This is a genomic window from Chryseolinea sp. H1M3-3 (genome assembly GCF_029360725.1).
Taxonomy (GTDB): domain Bacteria; phylum Bacteroidota; class Bacteroidia; order Cytophagales; family Cyclobacteriaceae; genus Chryseolinea.
The window spans coordinates 101,426-120,053 of sequence record NZ_JARKMY010000019.1; the positions used below are offsets into that span (position 1 = coordinate 101,426).

General features: G+C 41.9%; 11 protein-coding genes. 9 read left to right on the forward strand and 2 right to left on the reverse strand.

The window, feature by feature from the left end:
• The first annotated feature begins 104 nt into the window (after nucleotides 1–104).
• The 4 genes from P2W71_RS27655 (at nucleotide 105) to P2W71_RS27670 (ending at nucleotide 8,602) form a co-directional block, all read left to right on the forward strand.
• On the forward strand, nucleotides 105–2,726 hold the full coding sequence (locus P2W71_RS27655; protein WP_276374781.1) for an FtsX-like permease family protein: 2,622 nt from the start codon (nucleotides 105–107) through the stop codon (nucleotides 2,724–2,726).
• Nucleotides 2,727–2,800: 74 nt separating this feature from the next.
• Entirely contained in the window at nucleotides 2,801–5,434 is a 2,634-nt protein-coding gene (locus tag P2W71_RS27660) for an ABC transporter permease (protein ID WP_276374997.1), read from the forward strand.
• 202 nt (nucleotides 5,435–5,636) lie between these two features.
• Entirely contained in the window at nucleotides 5,637–5,969 is a 333-nt protein-coding gene (locus P2W71_RS27665) for a PadR family transcriptional regulator (RefSeq protein WP_276374783.1), read from the forward strand.
• Nucleotides 5,969–8,602 (forward strand): ABC transporter permease, encoded by a 2,634-nt coding sequence (locus tag P2W71_RS27670; protein ID WP_276374785.1) that lies wholly within the window; start codon nucleotides 5,969–5,971, stop codon nucleotides 8,600–8,602. Before P2W71_RS27665 ends, P2W71_RS27670 begins: the two co-directional genes overlap by 1 nt.
• Nucleotides 8,603–8,624: 22 nt before the next feature.
• Here the strand turns inward: P2W71_RS27670 and P2W71_RS27675 are convergent, their stop codons facing one another.
• Nucleotides 8,625–9,566, reverse strand: a complete 942-nt coding sequence (locus P2W71_RS27675; protein WP_276374786.1) for an alpha/beta hydrolase — start codon at nucleotides 9,564–9,566, stop codon at nucleotides 8,625–8,627.
• Nucleotides 9,567–9,678: 112 nt separating this feature from the next.
• On the opposite strand from P2W71_RS27675, the gene P2W71_RS27680 reads away from it, so the two are divergent.
• The 5 genes from P2W71_RS27680 (at nucleotide 9,679) to P2W71_RS27700 (ending at nucleotide 16,300) form a co-directional block, all read left to right on the forward strand.
• Nucleotides 9,679–9,954, forward strand: coding sequence for a metalloregulator ArsR/SmtB family transcription factor (locus P2W71_RS27680; RefSeq protein ID WP_276374788.1), 276 nt, complete (start codon nucleotides 9,679–9,681; stop codon nucleotides 9,952–9,954).
• A 134-nt stretch (nucleotides 9,955–10,088) separates the two neighbouring features.
• Nucleotides 10,089–11,171: an efflux RND transporter periplasmic adaptor subunit gene (locus P2W71_RS27685; protein ID WP_276374790.1), complete on the forward strand. Its 1,083-nt coding sequence runs from the start codon at nucleotides 10,089–10,091 to the stop codon at nucleotides 11,169–11,171.
• A 39-nt stretch (nucleotides 11,172–11,210) separates the two neighbouring features.
• Nucleotides 11,211–14,342: an efflux RND transporter permease subunit gene (locus P2W71_RS27690; protein ID WP_276374792.1), complete on the forward strand. Its 3,132-nt coding sequence runs from the start codon at nucleotides 11,211–11,213 to the stop codon at nucleotides 14,340–14,342.
• A 16-nt stretch (nucleotides 14,343–14,358) separates the two neighbouring features.
• On the forward strand, nucleotides 14,359–15,684 hold the full coding sequence (locus P2W71_RS27695; protein ID WP_276374794.1) for a TolC family protein: 1,326 nt from the start codon (nucleotides 14,359–14,361) through the stop codon (nucleotides 15,682–15,684).
• 244 nt (nucleotides 15,685–15,928) lie between these two features.
• Nucleotides 15,929–16,300 carry a hypothetical protein gene (locus tag P2W71_RS27700; RefSeq protein WP_276374796.1) on the forward strand — a complete coding sequence of 124 codons (372 nt, stop codon included), beginning with the start codon at nucleotides 15,929–15,931 and terminating at the stop codon, nucleotides 16,298–16,300.
• 101 nt (nucleotides 16,301–16,401) lie between these two features.
• Here P2W71_RS27700 and P2W71_RS27705 read toward each other — a convergent pair whose 3' ends face one another.
• Nucleotides 16,402–18,174, reverse strand: a complete 1,773-nt coding sequence (locus tag P2W71_RS27705) for a thiamine pyrophosphate-requiring protein (RefSeq protein ID WP_276374799.1) — start codon at nucleotides 18,172–18,174, stop codon at nucleotides 16,402–16,404.
• Nucleotides 18,175–18,628: the final 454 nt, after the last annotated feature.

The following is an 18,628-nucleotide window of genomic DNA, read 5'->3' on the forward strand; positions in this document are numbered from 1 at the left end:
CCGCGAAGTAAAGCGACAATTTAGGAAGTATAAATCATACCGTTGCTAACCATGAAATCGCAAACCTGTGCAGCCGTAAATTCCGACATCCCGATTTAGACAAATTGAGAAAGAACAAAACCATACCACCCGCACTTCCTAGGAAACTTCTTCTCCGGTTTCTTCGCGACGATCTGGCCGAAGAAGTGCTGGGTGATCTTGAAGAGAAGTTTTATATCAATGTAAAAAAGAAGTCGGTCTTTAAGGCACAAATTAATTACTGGTACCAGGTTTTTCATTACATGCGCCCATTTGCTATTCGAACATCAAAGCCTACGTATTCAAACCATTTCGCTATGTATCAAAGCTATTTTAAAATCGGATGGAGAAACCTTGTGAGGAATAAGGGTTACTCGCTTATTAATATTGGGGGACTGGCTATCGGGATGGTTGTCGCCTTATTAATCGGATTGTGGATCAATGATGAATTATCATTTAATAAGTATCATAAAAATTATGATACCATAGCCAAGGTTTACCGAACCAATGATTGGGGTGATGGAATTCAGGCCAGTACCTCCATGGTTGTCGGGCTTGGAAGCCTGTTACGTTCCGAGTACGGCCCACACTTTAGAAACGTTGTTATGATCAGGCAACGGATCGAGGATCGCGTCTTTTCATTTGGTGAAAAAAAACTCACCCAGGGAGGTTATTTCATGCAACCAGAAGGTGTAGAAATGTTCAGCCTGAGGTTGCTTCAAGGGAGTAGCGAGGGGGCGCTAAATGACTTGAAGTCTATCATCATTTCTGAGTCATTGGCAAAAAAACTTTTTGGAATTGAAGATCCATTGAATAAAATAATAAGGATGGACGCGGCCAATGATTTTATGATAACAGGTGTATTCGAAGACCTGCCTAAAAATTCAGAGTTATACGGCGCAACTTTTTTCGCTCCTCTTGATTTCTTCGTCGGTGGAAAAGAAAATTTAAATGTCTGGGATAATTATAACATGACGGTGTATGTGCAATTGCATAATGAAAAGGACATGGAGAAGATTTCTACCCTCATTAAAGATGTCATGTTACCGCATATCAATGAAGAGACTGCGTCCACTAAACCAGAACTATTCCTTCACCCGATGCGTGATTGGCATTTAAATTCACAATTTGAAAATGGTCTAACGGTCACCAGTAAGCAGATGAAAACGTTGTGGTCTTACACAACCATTGGGGTATTCGTTCTTATACTGGCATGCATCAATTTTATGAACCTCAGCACAGCCCGCTCGGAAAAGAGGGCGCGTGAAGTAGGCATTCGAAAATCCATCGGTTCCCAACGCAGTCAGTTGATCCAACAATTTTTCGGTGAATCATTTTTGGTGGCTTTCCTATCGTTTGTTGCAGCTCTTGTTATTGCTCAGTTGGTATTACCCTGGTTTAACAATATATCTGATAAGGACATTGTGATGCCGTGGAGCAATAACGCTTTTTGGATTGCGTGCATTTCGTTTACTGTTATCACCGGTATCTTAGCAGGAAGCTATCCCGCGCTTTATCTGTCGTCCTTTAACCCTGTTAAGGTTTTGAAAGGTACATTTAAGGTGGGTCGGTCCGGATCAATTCCTCGAAACATTTTAGTTACTCTTCAATTTACAGTGTCAATTTGTTTGATTATCGGAACTATTATTGTTTATCAACAAATTGAATTTGCAAAGAACCGGCCTATTGGTTACTCACGCGAAGGCTTACTTTCATTAAAGCCAAGATCACCGGAGTTTTACGGCAAATACGAGGCACTTCGCAATGAATTAAAGAAAACAGGTGCCGTGGAGGAAATGGCCGAATCCAATTATTCGATCACAAGTACATTGGGATGGAACGGAGGCTTTTCGTGGAATGATAGAAAATATGAGCCTAGCTTCAATACCATTTTCGTAACACACGAATATGGTAAGACGATTGGATGGGAATTCCTACTGGGCCGCGACTTTTCGAGAGAAGTTGCAAGTGATACAGCTGGAGTTATAATTAATGAATCTGCTCTGAAAATATTTGGAATTAAAAATCCAATAGGTGAATCGCTTAGTTGGAGGCCCGGCGAATCAGACAGAGGAACATTTAAAATTCTCGGTGTTGTGAAAGATATGGTGAAAGGTTCACCGTTTGAACCGACCGATCCTTCTGTGATCTTTCTTTCAACGGGCGACCTTTCAAATTTGTACATTCGACTTAATCCAAGCGTAAGCGCTCATGATGCCTTGCCGAAAATCCAAGCTGTATTTAACAAGCTCGTACCGTCTGCGCCTTTTGATTACACATTCGCTGATGAAGATTATGACGCAAAATTTCGGGCAGAGGAAAGGATTGGCAAGCTTGCTGCTGTCTTTACCATGCTGGCAATTTTTATTAGCTGTCTGGGTCTTTTTGGATTAGCATCATTCGTTGCCGAACAACGAACAAAAGAAATCGGCATTAGAAAAGTGTTAGGTGCATCTGTAACCAACCTATGGCAAATGTTGTCTAAGGATTTCATGTTACTGATTGTCATCGCTTGCGCCATCTCAATCCCGATTGCATTTTATTGTATGAACAATTGGTTACAGAGCTATGATTACCGCATAGAGATTTCTTGGTGGGTTTTTTTGTGGGCAAGTATTGGTGCGCTTGCGATTACAATACTGACCGTAAGTTATCAGGCGATACGGGCTGCCATGATGAACCCAGTGAAGAGTTTGAGGTCTGAATAACTAACACGGATGAATTAAAAGGAATGATGCAAGAGGGTATCTTTTAAACCAATCGCGCGCGTCATAGTAAAAGAATCGTCCTTAACTTATCACCGGTAAATAAACCATTTAAACCGCCACGCCTCGCGCACAAAATTCTACTTGGTTTTCTGCGAGAGGAAATTGCCGAAGAAGTAGTGGGTGATTTAGAAGAGAAATTTTATCGATCGTTAAGGACCCAGTCTTCTTTAAAAGCTAAAATAAACTACTGGTATCAAGTCTTTCAATACTTACGACCATTTGCCATTAGAAAACTAAAGTCATCACATTCAAACTCTTTCGTTATGTATCGAAGTTATTTCAAAATTGGTTGGAGAAATCTGCTGAAAAATAAAGGTTACTCATCAATAAATATTGGTGGCCTTGGTCTGGGGCTCGCATGCTGCATTTTAATTGGCCTTTACACCTGGGATGAATACAGCTATGACCGTTTTCATAGCCGGTATAAATACATTTACCGAGTTGTGGATCAACAGATCCAGGCACAGGATATTTACAACGTTGCAGTAACACCGGGGCCCTTAGCCGCAGCGTTAGAAGCTGACTTTCAGGAAATAGAATACACATGCAGAATTGGAAAGCTTCGGGATAAAGGAATTTTACAAATTGAAGACAAAGTGTACGAGCCGAGAGAATTGCTGACTACTGACAATTCATTTTTCAAGTTATTTGATTTTCGACTTATCCAGGGAAATCCTGACAAGGCTTTGTTGGCACCCGATGACATTGTCCTCACGGAAAGTGCGGCGGCTAACATTTTTGGGAGTGATTGGCAGTTTTCAAGCAAGCCTTTAGGCCAGCAAATTCAATTTGGTAAAGACAGGGTACTGACAGTAGCAGGAATTGCTAAAAATCCTCCGACGAATTCGCACATCCAATTTGATGTTTTGTTATCGTTGCGTTTTGATGAATTGAATTCACGCAACTATAACTGGGACAGTAATAACTATCACACCTATGTGTCTGTTAATCCGGATGCCGATGTGCAAACTCTCAATAAGAAGGTGTTTCATCATCTTTCCAAATATTTATCGGAGACTACAGCCACGCTTTCACTACAGCCGCTATCTGATATTTATCTTTATTCTGATTTCGATTTTCACACAGATTGGAGTAAAACGAGTGACATATTGTATATCAAGATTTTTGCTGTCGTGGGGTTTTCTGTGCTTGTGATTGCCGTGTTTAACTTCATCAATTTGTCGACAGCGCGGGCGACGAACAGGGCCAAAGAAGTGGGTGTTCGTAAAGTTGTTGGGGCAATTCATAACCAATTGATCACGCAGTTTTTAAGTGAGTCAGTTATCATGACGTTACTAGCGGTTGGATTTGCTATGGCGATCTTACCATTGTTCCTGCCAACACTTAATGAGATTTCCGGAAAGTCCTTAGAAATTCCCTTTGGTGACCCGTATTTCAGCGTCTCGATTTTCCTTTTTGCAATCATTGTTAGTGTATTGGCAGGTTTTTACCCGGCTTTTTATTTGTCTCATTTTAAACCTGCAAAAGCTTTAAAGAATTTATTTAAGATTCACTCAAGACAAATGTTCAGGAAAACACTTGTCGTTGTTCAATTTATTTTTTCCATTGTGTTGATCATCGGAACTATCGTTATCTACAATCAATTAGCATTCCTGCAAAATAAAAACCTGGGTTTTGATGAATCACAATTGTTGTATCTCAGTCTTAAAAAAGAAATGCAAGCTAAAGCGCAGTTGTTAAAGGCAGATCTGCAACAACTAACAACTATATCAGGAGTGGCCGCTACATCGACCACGCTGGTGGATGTCATGAATTCAACTGGCGCGGTCAAGTGGGAAGGGCAGGACGCCGACGACAAATTCCTGCTAACTCAAATCAATGTCGATGCAGATTTCATATCCACAACAGGAATGGAATTAGTGGCAGGAAGAAATTTTAGTCCAGCGATATCCAGCGATACAGTCTCCGCGTATATTATCAATGAAACGGCAGCAAAACGAATGGGCTGGACGCCAGAACAGGCTTTAGGAAAATCTGTTACCCTCTGGCAATTCCCGGGAACGATTATCGGCGTGATCAAAGATTTTCATTTTCGTCCTATGACGACTGCCATTGAGCCGTTCTTGCTTCATAATTGGCCGCGCGAGTCGCCTTCGGGCTTGTTTGTAAAATTAAAAGCAAATCAAATCCCTCAAGGTATTTCTTCAATTGAAAAATTATACAAAAAGTATGATAGTCAGACGGCGATTCATTATCAATTTGTGAATGATGTATTGGAGAACCAATATCGGACAGAAAAAAATACCGGCCGAATCATACTGCATTTTTCCATCTTTGCAATACTGATATCGGCGTTGGGTTTATTTGGTCTAGCTACTTACTCAGCCGAACAACGTACAAAGGAGATTGGTGTCCGCAAGGTACTTGGTGCAAGTGTTAGCAACATTATAAACCTTCTCTCAAAAGATTTTTTGAAGCTTGTAGTTATCGCGTTTCTTATTGCTGCACCTATTGGTTGGTTGACAATGAACCAATGGCTGAAAGATTTCGTGTACAAAATCCATATCGAATGGTGGGTTTTTGTTTTTTCTGGAATTGGTGCTATTGCCATCGCCATTTTAACAGTCTCTCTTCAATCACTGAAGGCAGCGCTCATAAATCCGGCAAAGAGTCTGAGGTCTGAATAAATTTTATCTGAATCATAATAGCAAAACCAACCCTTGCCATGTGTTGAACTGGATCTGCTTTCTTTAAGTTAAAGGCTGTCTTCGTGTTTCGTTGGACCTTTTTTAATTCATCTTGGTGCGTTTTTCATTCGGATTGTGGATTTCTGTTAGCTTCTCTTTCCGTTCCAAAACCATTTTACATACATTTACGTAATAAATAAGCATGAAAGGAACAAACATCGGGGAGTTTGAAGAACTTGTGTTGTTAACTATCGCGGCATTGGTGAATGATGCGTACAGTGTAGCGATATGCGATGAGTTGGAAAAGAATACTGGCCGTGCCGCTAAACTTGGTGTGGTGCATGCTGTGCTAAACCGCCTGGAGGAAAAAGGATTGGTGAAAAGTAAATTGGGAGAAGCAACCAGTATGCGAGGAGGAAAGCGGAAGCGGTTTTATTCGATCACGAACGGAGGAAAGGCTGCCTTAATTAAATCGAAAGAATTACGTGACGAACTATGGAGTAAAATTCCCAACCTTGTTCTAAAACGTATTTGATGAAAACTTCATCCCCGCAACCGCCCAAATGGGCTACTCGATTTTTACGCTGGTATTGTCAGCCAGCGTTGTTAGAAGATTTGGAAGGTGATTTATATGAGTACTTTGAACGGAACGTAAAGGATAAGGGAGTCGGCCAAGCAAAGTTCATTTACATTTTAGACATTCTGAAGTTCTTCCGGCCTTACACGATACGCAAACCGAAATTTCTCAACCTCTTAATTCATTCCATCATGCTCACCAGTTATGTCAAGACGTCAACACGCAGTATAGCACGTAATAAATTATTTTCGACCATTAATATCGTTGGATTATCCATCAGCATGTCTGTCGGATTAATTATTATAGCCATGCTCTTCGATCTGAATAGCTATGATAAATTCCATGAGAATCACAACCGTATATATCGCGTGATTAGTCAATACCAAACCGGCAACAATGAAGCGTATGATTTCAATGCTACAACATCGTTAAAAGCAGCCAAATCGATCCAAGAGTCTTTCAGTGAAGTAGAAGGAGTAGCTGTATTACAACGTACATTTTCAGGCGACTTGTCATTTGGAGAAAAAACAATTCCGCTTTCTGGTTTCTGGGCGAGCGAGGCATTTTTTAAGGTGTTCTCCTTTCAACTGCTGCAAGGTGACCCAGCCACCGCGTTAAAAAATCCATTTTCGTTGGTTCTTACGGAGACATCAGCGCGCAAGCTATTTGATGATAGTAATGTGCTGGGAAAGACCATTGTGTTGAACAATGAAAGAGCATACACAGTTACGGGTGTGTTAAAAGACATTCCTGTGTTTTCTCATATGAAATTTGACATGTTGGGTTCTCTAAGCACATGGGAGATAATTACCGTGAACGCTGAGCAGGAAATGTCATGGCTTAATGTTTGGAATTCTTGGGCGTACGTTTTACTTCCGGCGAATGCCGATGTTGGCGTGGTGCAAAGACGTCTTGATCAGTTGTGTATTCAAGAAAACCGCTCCGTTCAAAATGCCTCTATTAAATTGGAACTTCAGCCGTTGGGTGACATCATTACGGGCGAAAATCACAGCAACCAAATTGGACAGGTGATGGGGAGTACGCCCGTGTGGATGTTAGGAGGATTGTCGTTCATTGTTATCCTGTCAGCTTGTTTGAATTATACAAATTTGTCAATTGCGCGTTCCTTCAGACGGTCCCGCGAAGTTGGGATTCGCAAGACCATTGGCGCGCTTAGGGGACATATAGCCAGTCAGTTCATCACAGAATCGGTCATCATTGCGCTAATGGCGTTAGTGTTTGCACTTTTACTTTTTCTATTTATCAAGCCGCATTTCGTCAGTATGGAACCTTCGCTTCAGGAGTTGTTGGTATTGGAATTGTCACCCAAGCTTATCGCATCATTTATTCTGTTCGCGTTGATCGTTGGTATATTCGCTGGAGTTTTTCCTGCAATGTTTTTTGCTAAAATGAATGCTATCCAAATACTAAAAAATGTAACAACTGTCCCCGCCTTTAAAGGATTAACTTTTAGGAAATTACTTATTGGTTTTCAATATTGTATTTCGATCATGAGCATTTGCGCAACCATCGTCATCTATAAACAATACCGCCATTTTATCGCCTATGATTTGGGATTCACAACGGAAAATATACTCAATATCTCTCTTCAGGGAAACAAGGCTGAGTTGCTGAAAAAAGTATTGCTGGAATTGCCGGAAGTTAAAAACATATCACAGTCAACGCTTATAACCAGCACGGGAAATGCCTGGATTGTCAATATGAAGAATCCGGTAGATCCTCACGATTCGACTACTGTCTTCTTTAATATCGTTGATGAAAATTACTTTCCCTTGCATAACCACAAACTCATTTCAGGAAGAAATTTTGACGGGCAATTAAATGGCAAAGAAGAATCTGAAGTAATTGTAAACCAGCATGTGTTGAACCGCTTTAATATTGCGGGTAAAGACCCTCACAAAGCAATTGATCAAATTGTATATGTGGACAATAAACCGTTAAGGATAATAGGCGTGATGAAGGATTTTGAATATGGTAGAGCAAACAACAGAGGACCAAAAGAGGTCATCATGCGATATTCCAAGGACGCTTCCAATTATCTCAATGTAAAGATTCTCGCCAACGATTGGCCATCAACCTATTCTAAAATTGAAGCGGCATGGAAAAGGATTGATCCGGTTCATCAGCTTCAGGCTAAATTCTACAGCGAAGAAATTGAAGAAGCATTTGTTGGACTAAAAGCGTCGGTTAAAGTAGGTGGGTTCCTGGCGATACTGGTTATCTGTATTGCATCAATCGGCTTACTCGGTATGGTTGTTTTTACCACAGAAACACGACTAAAGGAAATCAGTATTCGAAAAGTACTGGGGGCCAGCGAACGACGATTGACATATCACCTGAGTAAAGGATTTCTAGGAATGTTGATGGCTGCAGCAGCCATTGCACTGCCAATAACCTACCTGTTTTTTGAAAACGTTATGCTTCCGAATATTGCTAATCATGCGCCGCTCAACATTACTGAATTATTGCTCGGCGTATTTGCCGTGATGCTCCTTGCCTTACTGATGATTGGTTCGCAAACGCTAAAAGCTGCGCGCACCAATCCTGCTGATATATTGAAGGTTGAATAAGTGTAATATAATATCAAAAGAATTAACGGGTAGCTGGAAGTATTTTTTCAATAATGATACGCTGCATTAACGCCGGTTCCGTTGTAGGCAACGAATGGGCAGAACGTTCAAACCAGAATAATTCTTTTTTGGGCGCCGTTAGTGATTGGAAATATTTTTCAGTTAAAGTGGAATTGGTTTGATAGTCTTTTCGGCCGACGAAAAAATAGATCGGACAATGCAGCACGGGTGTGCTTTTTAACAAATTATCTTTTGAAGCTTCATTGAATACAGCAAGCCATGTGGAAGCCCAAGCCTGTACTTGCTGTTGTGTTATTTTGGCTTTTGATCCCATGTAATGTAAAACCCACTTCCGATGGTAGTAAAGTTGTTCTCCATTTTCAAACGGTATGGCAATTGAAACTAGTTCTGCAAGTGCATCACTATTCTTTGTTTTTTTTGCCTGCTCTTTCATCAACTCAAGAATAATCCGTTCGCTATCCAATTGATTTACCATTGGACAAATTGGAATGTAAGCATGTAAAAGGTGGGGATGATTTTTTGCTATGTAAAACCCGGGAACTGTTCCCCATGAATGCCCGACAAGATAGAGTTTGGGCTGATTAAATCTTTTTAGTAAAGAGTCAATCAGAGCCTTGGTATCGATTTGAAACAGCGAAACTTGGAGAGGCTCAGGAGATTTGTTCAGTGTTAATGTTTTGCCACTTTCCCGCTGATCCCATTGAACAACAATAAAGTGTTCTTGCAACTTATTCGTAAACTTTTCTGCGTAATGGATCACAGAATTTCCAGGACCACCGTGAAGGAATAGCAGCAATGGTTTTGTATTGTCCTTGCTTTTTACACTGACATATTGTTTGATGCCGCCAATCAATATCGTTCCGGATGAATCGATGGCCGTCTGGGCTACTACAACTCCACTGAAGACCAAAAAACTCAAGGCGAAAAGAACTTTTATCTTCATGAAATTGCGTTTCCATCTAAATTAATGATTATTAGAATATACCCATGAAACATTTTTTTATTTATTGAATTATTTCAATAAATAATAAGTTAAATTGAAAACGATTACGGGTATGAATGCAAAAAAAGCGGAAAAGATTTCTAAAGCACTTGCTGATCCAAACCGGCTGTTGATTTTAAAAGAAATCAAAAAGCAAAAGGATTGTATGTATTGTGTTTACCTGAATGATATCGTTGATCTCGCCCAACCTTCTATTGCACACCACCTTAAGATTCTTACAGATACAGAGTTAATTCTTTCTGAGAAGGAGGGACGCAATGTTAAATATTCCTTGAACAACCAGGTGTTGGATGACTATATTACCTTCCTCGAATCCCTAAAAAAATAATTTCTATTTTTTTTATTCATTTATTGAAACATTTCGATAAATCTATAAGTTAAAGTCTCTCATAGCGAATATTTCGAGTTGAGTTGCGCTTGAATTTATCGAAAAACTTAAATAAATCAATAAATAAACAACCTATGAAGCGAATTTTTAGAAACCCACTAATGAAAGCAATTCCATATGCATTGGGATTTTGGCTCCTTGCTTTTATTATCGAGTCTTGTGTTTCCAGAGCGGATGACCTAAGTGCAAACGCAACCAATAGTAAACCAGCCGTTATGCGCACACCCGTAGATGGTATTGTTGTTCAGCCCAGTGAAATTAGCGAAGAGTTGGAAGTTGTCGGGACCCTGGTTGCCAACCAACGGGTTGACATTGTCAGTGAGCTGACGCGGAAAATTGTACGCGTAAACGTTAAGGAGGGCAGCAAGGTAAAAGAAGGCGCATTGCTATTTCAACTTGATGATGCGGATCTTCAAGCTCAACTTGAAAGACTGAGGCAGGAAGAAAAACTTGCCCTGTTAAATGAAGAAAGACTTAAAGATCTTATTGCAAATGAGGCGATCGCACAGCAGGATTATGATCAGGCTTCTACAAACCTGAAAGTTATTCAGGCGCAAATTCGTGAACTTCAGGTAACAATCAGCAAAACCAGAATTACAGCACCTTTCAACGGGCAAGTCGGCATCATCAATGTGCATCCTGGGTCAATTGTTTCGGTAAATACAATTCTTACCGACATTGAAGATAACAGTGTGATAAAAGTGGATTTTTCTGTGCCTGAAAAATATACGAATACCATTTACCCAGGAAGCGTTCACACTTTTAAAATTGCCTCTAACGATAAGGAATATCAGACAAAAGTAATTGCCCGAGCAGCGAGCCTTAAAGAAAATACCCGGACCCTTCTCGTTCGATCAGAGACGGCCAATCCAAACGGAAATCTTTTACCAGGGCAAAGCGCTCGCCTCACACTTGCCTTAAGCACATCTGACAGTGCACTCTCGGTTGCATCGAATGCATTGATTCCTTCTTCGAAAGGATATAGTGTTTATGTTTCGAGGAACAACGCAGTTGTACCTGTGCCTGTAGTGATAGGTCAACGAAGTGAAAGCGCTGTTGTAATCACCAGTGGCTTACAAAAAGGCGATACGGTTATTACCAGTAACTTGTTAAGACTTGTTCCTGGGGCGCCTATTCAGTTCGTTACCTTACAATAATCTCAATTTTATTATACCCATCCTTCAACAATTATTTTCATGAGTGCTATTTCACAAGTAAGTATATCACGCCCCGTATTAGCCGGGGTAATGTCAGTCTTGCTAATTCTTTTCGGTATCGTAGGGTACACTTTTCTTGGTACCCGCGAATATCCGGTAACCGAATCACCAACCGTAGTTGTAACGACAGTTTATCCTGGAGCAAGTGCCGACATCATTGCATCGCAGGTAACCAAGCCGTTGGAAGAAGCCGTGGCAGAAGCAAATGGTATCCGCGCGTTGTCGTCTGTTTCCCGCGAGCAAGTTAGTATCATTACCGTCGAATTTAATCTCGACGCTGACCTTGAAGCAGCTGCTAACGATGTTCGCGACAAGGTGTCCAAATCACGTTCTCAATTACCTGCCGATATCGAGCCGACCATCGTAGAGAAAATGGGCCCGCCAGATTTCCTGGTATTTCTTACCGTGCAAAGCGATACACGAAGCCTCGAAGATGTCACGGATTTTGTTAACATCAATATTAAAGAACGGCTTCAATCCATTCCGGGTGTACGCCTGGTAGACTCGTACGCGGGTCGCAAGCGTGCCATGCGATTAAGAATGGATCCTGTTAAACTTGCGTCGTATGGACTTACACCTTCCGATGTGCAGGCTGCTCTTCAGCGTGAGAATGTCGACCTTCCCAGTGGAAGAATTGAAGGTGCAAACACGGAAGTGACCTTAAGAACCCAAGGGAGGCTCGTGTCGGAGGAAGACTTTAACAACATGATCATCCTTCAAAAAGAAGGTGCTATTGTTCGCTTTAAGGATATTGGTACCGCGGTCATGTCTTCTCAAAATGAACGGACGGCCATGATTGTCGGCGAAGGGAATACAGCCCGATATGGTGTTGGAACCGGCGTTCAGCCTCAGCGTGGTGCCAATTCATTAGCCATCGTAGATGAGTTTAACAAACGATTTGATGAGATTGTAAAAACAGCTCCAAAGGATTATATCATCTCACTTGGAAAGGACTTTACGGTTCCTGTTCGCAATTCCCTGTCTGAAGTAGAGGAGACCTTGTTTCTTGCTTTTGGTCTTGTGGCGCTGATCATATTTATATTTCTGCGCGACTGGCGAAGTACATTAATTCCATTGGTAGCCATACCAGTGTCTATTATTTCTGCCTTCTTTATCATGTACCTGGGCGATTTTTCCATCAATGTATTAACATTGCTGGGACTAGTGCTCGCCATCGGGCTGGTGGTGGATGATGCGATTGTTGTACTGGAAAATATCTATAGTAAGATTGAAAAAGGAATGAGCCCGCTGCAGGCAGCAAGAAAAGGAGCGGATGAAATTTATTTTGCAGTTATATCTACAACGATTACCCTGGCTGCCGTTTTTCTCCCGATTCTATTTCTGGGTGGAATCACCGGACAATTGTTTAAAGAATTTGCCATCGTCGTCTCCGGTTCTGTTTTAATTTCAGCATTTGTAGCATTGACGCTGTCGCCCATGATGAGTGCTTACTTGTTAAAAGCAAATGCATCACAGGGCTGGTTGTATCGCAAGACTGAACCATGGTTCGAGGCTTTGAATCGGGGGTACGAAAAATCACTTCACATATTTTTTAGATTCCGTTGGCTAGGTTTTGTCGTGTTGATCTTGTCATTTGGAATCGCGTGGATATTAGCACCCACATTGCCTTCCGAATTGGCACCGCTCGAAGACCGATCTATGATTGGGCTGGCGGTTATTGCGCCTGAAGGGACATCCTTTGAAAGTATGGAAGAAACCATGAAGGAGATCAATAAGTATGTTACTGATTCCATCCCTGACTTGAACAAAAATACCACCTATGCAGGCATCGCTGCATCCGTAGGGACGCTCGTTCAGCCGGTGAATGGTGGCTTCCAGTGGATATTTTTGGAAGACCCGAAAAACAGGAAGAGTGGCTTGACGCAGCAACAAGTGTATGAGAAACTTGTTGCAGCCTCGCAAAAGTTTAGAAACGTAATCATCATACCGATACAAATTCCAACAATTGGTGGATTCTCCAGCTCGCAACCATTACAATATGTTGTGCAAGCCCCAGACCTGAAATCGCTCATTGACGTAATGCCACAACTAATGGGTAAGGTCTACCAGAGTTCAAAATTAAGTTTCCAGGATCCCGACTTTAAAATTAACAGACCTGAGATCGGTATCACCATAGATCGTCAGAAGGCTGCTCAATCAGGCATCTCCACACAAGAGATAGGCCGGACGTTGCAATTAGCGTTAAGCGGGAGACGATATGGTTATTTTATCTACAATGACAGACAATATGAAGTTATCGGACAACTCGATCGCCAGGAACGTTCTGCACCTGCCGACTTGCGCTCACTCTTTCTAAAATCCGAAAATGGTGAGATGGTCTCTCTTGATAATTTGGTAAAAATGGAAGAGTCGGTGAGTCCTCCCGCCATTTATCGCTACAATCAATCCTACAGTGCTACCATATCAGCAACGCCTGCAGCCGGTGTAAGCTTGGGTGAGGCAATCAAAGAAATGGATGCTATTGCCAAAGGTGTTTTACCTCCTGGGTTTAATACTACCTTGGCTGGACAAAGCCGCGACTATGCAGAAAGCAGCGATAGTTTAATTTTTGCGTTCATCTTTGCCATTCTGTTGATTTACCTGGTGCTTGCCGCACAGTTTGAAAGTCTAATTGATCCTTTTATCATCTTGCTTACAGTACCCATGGCGTTGACCGGGGCATTGTTGAGTCTGTGGATCACCGGGCATTCCATCAATGTATTTAGCGAAATTGGAATCATCATGTTGATCGGTCTGATTACTAAAAACGGGATCCTTATTGTGGAATTTGCTAATCAACGGAAGGAAGAAGGGCTGTCGGTTAAGGACGCAGTTTTGACGGCAGCTTCGTCACGGTTCCGGCCAATATTGATGACAACACTGGCCATGATTTTCGGAACACTTCCTATTGCATTGTCGCTTGGAACATCATCCGGTAGCCGGACTTCATTAGGCATAGCAGTAGTCGGCGGGTTAATCTTTGCGGGAGTACTTACATTATATGTGATTCCTGCAGTGTATTCTTACTTCTCACGTGCTTATGTCCCGAGAAAAGAGGAAAGCGATAAAGCGTTTCCCGAACGTACATCAGACGTTGTTATAGCTTCTTAATTATATTTATATAGATATGAAATCAATTTCTAAATATATTTTATTGGCACTTGCATTCGGAGCTTTTACTCCGAATGTAAAAGCCCAACAAAAACTGTCGTTGCAGGAAGCGGTTAATCTTGCTGTTGACCAAAATCCAGAGATATTGGCGCGCGACCTGGAGATCGAAAAATCCAGGCAACAAAAGATTGTTTCCCGCAGCTTGTTTCTGCCTTCGGTAAACTTGTCAGCCCAAGCCAACCATTATTTTCGATTAAATCCTTTTTTCGGGTTTGGCGAGTCAGCTGCTGATGGAAAAATTCCTTATGGGCGATTTGGGGGAGAGGACCAGGTAGGCGCATTTTTATCCGCTGTTCAACCGTTGTATAACCCACAGGCATTTCCTGCCGTGCAACATTCGCGCATAAAAGAGGAAGAGAGCAGATTGGCACTGAGCTCGACAAAGATCGAAACTCAAGCCGCCGTAAAGCAAGTCTATTTGCAAATCCTTGTGTTGAATGAACGAATCAAGTTACAGCATGAAAGCATTAAGCGAAATCAGCGTGCATTACAGGACGCCAAGTCGTTGTTCCTTCAGGGCAAGGGTTTGCGTGTCGACACGCTTAGGGCGTACACTGCCGTAAAGAATCTGGAACCGGATTTATTGAAATTAACTTCTGCTGTAGAGACGAGTAAGCTCCAAATGAAAGCGCTTATTGGAATCGACTCCCTTCAGGATATCCAACTTACAGATTCGCTTTTTCTCCCGGATGCTGGCAGCATACCGTCAGAAGATACAGTCTATGCAGTGGCGAAAAATAATAATCCGTTGTATCGTGCTATTGAATTGCAAAAGGAGTTGAATAGCCAGGAGATAAAAATTGCATCCTCAGCAAGAATGCCAGTAGTGAATGCAGTGGCACAGTATCAAATACAGTCGCAAACGAACAACTTTGAATATAATAACGCGTACTATCCTTCGTCATCATTTGTAGGGTTGCAAATATCTGTACCGCTGTTTACTGGCCTAAGCAATCAAGCTAAGGTAAGGCAAGCCCGAATATCGAAAGATCAAACCCATCTTCGGTCTCAATATGAATATGAACAACTCCGGTCGAAGGTGCATGAGGTTGTATCGAACAGTCACGAGTCATTGGCGCGTCTACAGACCACTGTTGATGTGAGAGAGACCGCTCAGTTGAGCTATAATATCATTCAATACCGTTACAAACGTGGAGTAGCTTCACGGCTGGAATTAACAGACGCTGAGTATGAACTTTCTGCCGCGCAGTCCAACTACCTAGAAGCGGTCTATGATTATTTATCTGCCCGAATTGAACTGCAGCGGATCATGGGAGAATAAAAAAACTCATAGGAGAGTAGCGATAGGTTGATTGCTAAAGAGAAAGCCAAAGGAACGTTCCGAGTAACTTTCTCTTTTTTATTATGTAACGCGGCAAGGCGAAGAAAAAAATTCACGCTGTAGATTTTTTCGTCATTGTCATTATCAAAAAAAGTTGGTTCAAGACAATAATAACAAGATCTCATTTCTGGTATGATGTTTTTTAGATAGCCTTAATAAAAAACATTAACCAAAAAAGATCCATATGAAAAAGTTACTCACAATAGTTTTCGGTGTTGCATTGATGGGACTATGCTCACTGGTAAATGCGCAAAATCAGGACACTGCTTCAACCAATATTAGTGGACAACCTGCCGTAGAGCAGGGAGACGATACGCAAAGTGATGATGCTAAAACCCAGGAGGCTGAACGACTTCAATCGACCGATGACCAATTGCAAAATGATGCCGATGAGATGAAAGAGAATTTTGAAGGTGCGACAATTGACAAGGTCGGCCCGAACGGCGAGAAGCTTTTTATGGAACGCGGAAAATATTACTATATGAACGATGAAGGAAAAAAAGTAAAAGTGAAGAAGTCGGAAGTGAGAGATAAGTCAAAGGACGGCGTTCAATAACGATAATTTTATAATTCAGTTATACTACAATGAAATAAAGGACGAAGCTTATGTTTGCGTCCTTTATTTTTTTCCATTCTGTTAAATTCGGGAAGGGTCCATCACATCAGGCTCTCAACTTTTTGTTGTAAAATGTGACCGGTGTTTTTAAAAACAGCATCATCACCCTGGGCAACAGCTATTGCAAGTTTATCTGCTTTTTTCATCATGACATGATCTGGGAAAGGAGAGACATCAGGATCAGTAATAGCCTCGAGAAGAACAGGTCGGTCGGATGAAAGCGCCTTTTTCCACGCGTCCTCCAGTTGGTCTGGTGCATCTACCCTTAATCCTAAAAATCCAATGCTTTCTGCATATGCGGCATAATTAAAGTCCGGGATCACCTGGGTCGTTTCAAGTTTGGCATCACCTTCCATCATACGCTGTTCCCACGTTACCATATTCAAGTCGCGATTGTTTAAAACACATACAATAATATTAGGCGTCTTCCACGACTGCCAGTATTTGCCAATGGTTAGAAGTTCCTCGTTTCCATTCATCTGCATGGCGCCGTCGCCGGCAAAAGCAATGACGGTGCGATCAGGATATGCAAACTTTGCTGCAATGGCATAAGGCACGGCACAACCCATGGTTGCAAGATTGCCCGACAATGAGGCCATCATGCCCTCCCTTGTTTTCAGTTCCCGCGCATACCAGCTCGCGCACGAACCCGAGTCTGATGTCAAAATACAATTATCGGGAAGCAATGGTGATAACGTCGTGAATACACGTTGTGGGTTTAGCAGTTCCGATTCTCGCAGTGCTAATTGTTCCTGCTCTCGATTCCAAATTTGTACGTCGTCCATTATTTTATTGCGCCAATCTTTTGCATTTTTTTGGTGCAAAAGCGGAATTAATCGTTTCAGTGTTTCCTTACTGTCTCCAAGAAGATTTGTTTCTACGGGATAGCGAAGGCTAAGCATGCGACCATCAAGATCAATTTGCACCGCGCGTGCCTGCCCCTCTTTAGGAAGAAATTCGGCATACGGGAAACTTGTTCCGATGAGTATCAGTGTGTCGCAATTGTTCATCATATTTACGGTGGCTCTTGTTCCAAAGAAGCCAATAGATCCGGTAACAAACGGAAGGTCATCGGGCAGCACAGATTTTCCGAGCAGCGCTTTAGCCACACCAGCATCCAGCAGGTTTGCAAGCGTGATGACTTCGTCCGAGGCATTCGCAGCGCCCGCTCCAATGAGTATACTCACTTTGTTGCCTACATTTAGTATGTGTGCAGCTTCTTCCAGTGCCTTCTGAGTAGGGATACTATATGAATCAGGGTGACCTACGCCTGTATGAATCGAAAAATGCTCGTGCGGAGGTATCTCAACTGCCTCCATCGTTTGTACATCATTAGGTATAATTACGCATGTAACAGTTCTCTCCGCTTTCGCAATGCGGATAGCCCTATCGATAAGATGGCGAATCTGGGTCGGATCAGATGCCATATGAACGTATTCATGCGCAACATCTTTAAATAGAGAAACAAGATCAATTTCTTGTTGATAGCTTCCACCGATGGCCATTCGTGCTGATTGGCCAATAATGGCAACCACAGGCTGATGATCGAGTTTAGCATCATATAAACCATTTAATAAATGAATTGCGCCGGGGCCGGACGTCGCCAAACAAACTCCAACTTCACCTGTGAACTTTGCATGCGCACATGCCATAAACGCAGCCATTTCTTCATGGCGTACCTGTGTAAATTTTATGGACTCCATAGACCTGCTTAACGCGCCGAGGATACCATTAATACCATCGCCTGAATAACCGAAAATACGACTGATACCCCAGGCACCGAGTCGTTTGATAATAAAGTCGCTTACATTCATTGTCAGTGTTGCTTTTGCGGGGTTATAATAATATTATAAGTGGTGAATTTTATTCTCACCTGCGGATAAGATGCCCCCAACTTTGATACACGAAAAAATCCGTAACTATTGTTCTGGCTTTTTTTGACGTGGATAAAGGCAAGGGTTTACCTGCCCGTGTAGAAGGCGACAAAATTCTTTCCGTAAATGAGGTCAACGAATCTCAATATTGAGCAGCGATGATTGAACGTTAAATTTCTCCAGCGTCGTATCTATTATATCTCATATATCTCAAATTCCGAATGGCCCGTTTAGCGTCACAGTTAAATTTGGTAACGCCAAAAAAAGTTCGGGAATATTGAAGGTTATAATCGATGAATATTTTTCCCGTTGTAGAATAATTCAGCAGTAATAGTTATTAAAGAACCTCCGTAAAAGGTGTTTAACAACGGATGGCATAGATGGTATGGAATTT

Bases quoted from the DNA above. Each gene is read 5' to 3' on its own strand.
- P2W71_RS27665 (WP_276374783.1), top strand. From the start codon at position 5,637: ATGAAAGGAACAAACATCGGGGAGTTTGAAGAACTTGTGTTGTTAACT.
- P2W71_RS27670 (WP_276374785.1), top strand. From the start codon at position 5,969: ATGAAAACTTCATCCCCGCAACCGCCCAAATGGGCTACTCGATTTTTA.
- P2W71_RS27675 (WP_276374786.1), bottom strand. From the start codon at position 9,566: ATGAAGATAAAAGTTCTTTTCGCCTTGAGTTTTTTGGTCTTCAGTGGA.
- P2W71_RS27680 (WP_276374788.1), top strand. From the start codon at position 9,679: ATGAATGCAAAAAAAGCGGAAAAGATTTCTAAAGCACTTGCTGATCCA.
- P2W71_RS27685 (WP_276374790.1), top strand. From the start codon at position 10,089: ATGAAGCGAATTTTTAGAAACCCACTAATGAAAGCAATTCCATATGCA.
- P2W71_RS27690 (WP_276374792.1), top strand. From the start codon at position 11,211: ATGAGTGCTATTTCACAAGTAAGTATATCACGCCCCGTATTAGCCGGG.
- P2W71_RS27695 (WP_276374794.1), top strand. From the start codon at position 14,359: ATGAAATCAATTTCTAAATATATTTTATTGGCACTTGCATTCGGAGCT.
- P2W71_RS27700 (WP_276374796.1), top strand. From the start codon at position 15,929: ATGAAAAAGTTACTCACAATAGTTTTCGGTGTTGCATTGATGGGACTA.
- P2W71_RS27705 (WP_276374799.1), bottom strand. From the start codon at position 18,174: ATGAATGTAAGCGACTTTATTATCAAACGACTCGGTGCCTGGGGTATC.